The 3,006-nt window shown below is 32.7% G+C and carries 2 protein-coding genes; one reads left to right on the forward strand and one right to left on the reverse strand.

Going from position 1 to position 3,006, the window contains the following annotated elements:
• Positions 1 to 400: 400 nt before the first annotated feature.
• Positions 401 to 1,525 carry a class I SAM-dependent RNA methyltransferase gene (locus F6K13_RS26020; RefSeq protein WP_124155227.1) on the reverse strand — a complete coding sequence of 375 codons (1,125 nt, stop codon included), beginning with the start codon at positions 1,523 to 1,525 and terminating at the stop codon, positions 401 to 403.
• 904 nt (positions 1,526 to 2,429) lie between these two features.
• Here F6K13_RS26020 and F6K13_RS26025 point away from each other — a divergent pair.
• On the forward strand, positions 2,430 to 3,006 hold a 577-nt coding region (locus F6K13_RS26025), incomplete at its 3' end, for a class I SAM-dependent methyltransferase (RefSeq protein WP_287288853.1).

Here is a 3,006-nt window from a genome sequence, read left to right on the forward strand (position 1 = left end):
TGGAGCATCTTGCTCCCGTGCCAGGTATTCCTTTTTACTATTTACCATTACTATGCAGGACTACCCAATATTTTTATACCTAATTAAACAGATTTAATATAATACAGGAGATTCCACTTAAGTAAGGTACACCCATCGCGGGCAAGATGCCCGCACTTGCATTCATTCAATTGTTAATCTCTGTACTTCTTATACGAGGAATTTGCTATATAATTTCTCAAAAGTCGTGCATTGAGTTTACTCCAACTTCTTCTTTAATATTAGAAATTTCTAATTCCTAATATCATGTCCGGATAAGAGCGTGATCAAAAAAACTTTCTCCTTTTCCTCCTCTTATTCTTGCTTCTTGCTTCTTTCTTCCCTCCTGACTCCTGACTCCTGACTCCTGATCCTAATTTACTTAATACAATTCATATTTCAATAAAGTACAAGGAATTGCTCCATTATAAACAGGAATTCTCCGAGAAGTTCTTAACCCTACTTGTTTAGATAATTGTTTATTTCCTGTCAAAATAAATGCCGTCCATCCAGTAAAACGTTGTTTAAAAATATCCCCCAACATTTTATAAAGTTCGCCCAATTCTTCCACTTCTCCTAAACGTTCGCCATAAGGAGGATTACAAATAATAATCCCTTTATCTGCGGGAGGTTTTAATTTAGATAAATCTGTTTTAATAAACTTAATTTGATTTCCTACCCCACATCTTTCAGCATTAGTTCGAGCTTGAAAAAGCACTTCAGAATTTCGATCACTACCGACAATTATTGATTTTAATTCTGTTAATTGACTATTTCTAGCCTCTGTTAATAAATCTTGCCAAAGAGACTTGTCAAAATCACGCCAGTTCATCAAAGAAAATTTATTCCTCAACAGTCCCGGTGCAATATTTAATGCTTTTAAACTTGCCTCCACAGGTAAAGTTCCAGAACCACATAAAGGGTCTAAAAAAGGTATATCTGGAGAATATTCTGCCATCTCTAATATGGCTGCTGCTAAAGTTTCTTTTAGGGGAGCAAATCCCATTGCTAGACGATAGCCACGCTGATGTAAACTACTACCAGAACTATCTAAACTGAGGATACAACTATTATTTTGAATATGAGCATTAATCAATATATCAGGATTTTTAGTATCTATATTTGACCTGTAGCGAAACTTTTCTATTTGTTGCTCGGTAATAGCATCTTTAATTTGCAAAGCCGTATAATGAGTATGCTTTAGTTTTTCATTACTTCCCGTACAACTAACTGCTAATGTATTTTTAGGAGATAAATATCGCTGCCAAGGAATTTTTTTTACCTCTTTATAAAGTACTTCTCGGTTAACACATCGAACTTCCGCAATAGGAACTAAAACTCTAAAAATAGTTCTTGCCCAGATATTAACCCGATAAAGTAAAGTCTTATCCCCTGTAAAACTTACCCCAGTAAATTCTGGACAGACGTTTTCTGCTCCTAAACTTTCTAATTCTTGGGCAGCAATAGCTTCTAAACCTTTAGCAACTTTTGCATAGTATTGATTCATTGCCTAGAAATAATAATTTTGGTATTTACCCTACAATAACAGGATTTGATGGTAGAGTTGGAAAAATTGGATAGTTCATCTCAAATATTCGCAAAAATACTTTTTTTCTATTCCCAGTTCCTACTTTCTATTTTCCTAGAAAGGATAAAATTTTAGCTTTCTTAAAAATTGAGATGTACCCAAATTGGATGAAGCAATTTTTTCACTAATTGATTAATTGTTTCAGTGTTATAATTTAATAATTTCCTGATTTTTGTACTTGATAAAATCAATCAAAAAACTATAACCATAAAATTTGAGTTGTGAGATATTGGAAACTTTTAGGGAACACCAGAGCTAGGAACAGAGAAGAAGAAAAAAATGTATTATATGAATATAATAATTGCCAGATTCTATACTTTTAAGGAACACCTCAATTCTCACAACTGATTCCTAATTGCTATATTTATTTAACTCATTAAACTATAACCATAAGATTTGAGTTGTGAGATATTGGAAACTTTTAGGGAACACCAGAGCTAGGAACAGAGAAGAAGAAAAAAACGTATTATTTGAATATAATAATTGCCATCTTCTGTATCCGCTCAATAAATAGGGGTAGACTACCAGTTTAGGAAGGATTTTATGCCATTTTAGGCTTGCCATTTACCTATTTACCCCGGATTATTGAGCGGTTACCATATTCTATACTTTTAATACCAAATTGAAATGAAGCTGCATAGAATAATATTTCAAGCAGAATTAACCGTAAGTAAGCCTAGATAAAGATAGATCGATTTAATGAATTTCATCATTCTATGCAACCTCATATAAAATTGGTATAAGGAACACCTCAATTCTCACAAATGACTCCTGATTGCTATATTTATTTAACTCTTTAATCATAACTATAAAAAATAAAAAAATGAAACCAAACCCAACTAAAACTTCAGCTAACTATAGTCACCTAATTTCTCAAATATTTCCAGAAAACCCTTACAATGGTTTTGATTTTCAACAATACCCAGAAGATTTGCAAGGTTGGAATGGTAGACATAAAGTGTTTGCTGAAATTATATCTGAAGTCAAACCTAAAGTGATTATTGAAGTTGGAGTATGGAAAGGACAATCCACAGTTCACATGGCAGAGATAGCTAAAAAAATTAATCCTGAAGTAATAGTAATTGCCATAGATACTTTTTTAGGTAGTCCGGAACATTGGAAACCAAAACACCCGAAAAATTTTCAACAATCTCTTCAGCTCAAGTTTGGATACCCTCAACTATATTACCAATTTTTAGCAAATGTGATGTGGAAAGGATTAGAAAAAAATATTATTCCAATACCACAAACCAGTGTCAATGCTGCCATAATGTTAAAAAATCTTGGAATTAAAGGGGATATTATCCATATAGATGCAGGTCATGATTTTGAAAATGTTTATTCAGATCTTGTCAAATATTGGGATTTGCTAACTGAAGAAGGAGTATTAATAGGAGATA

The sequence above is a fragment of the Okeania sp. SIO2B9 genome (assembly GCF_010672505.1).
In the GTDB taxonomy this organism is placed as follows: domain Bacteria; phylum Cyanobacteriota; class Cyanobacteriia; order Cyanobacteriales; family Microcoleaceae; genus Okeania; species Okeania hirsuta.

Excerpts from the sequence above, each read along its gene's own strand:
- F6K13_RS26020 (WP_124155227.1), bottom strand. The coding sequence starts at position 1,525 with ATGAATCAATACTATGCAAAAGTTGCTAAAGGTTTAGAAGCTATTGCT.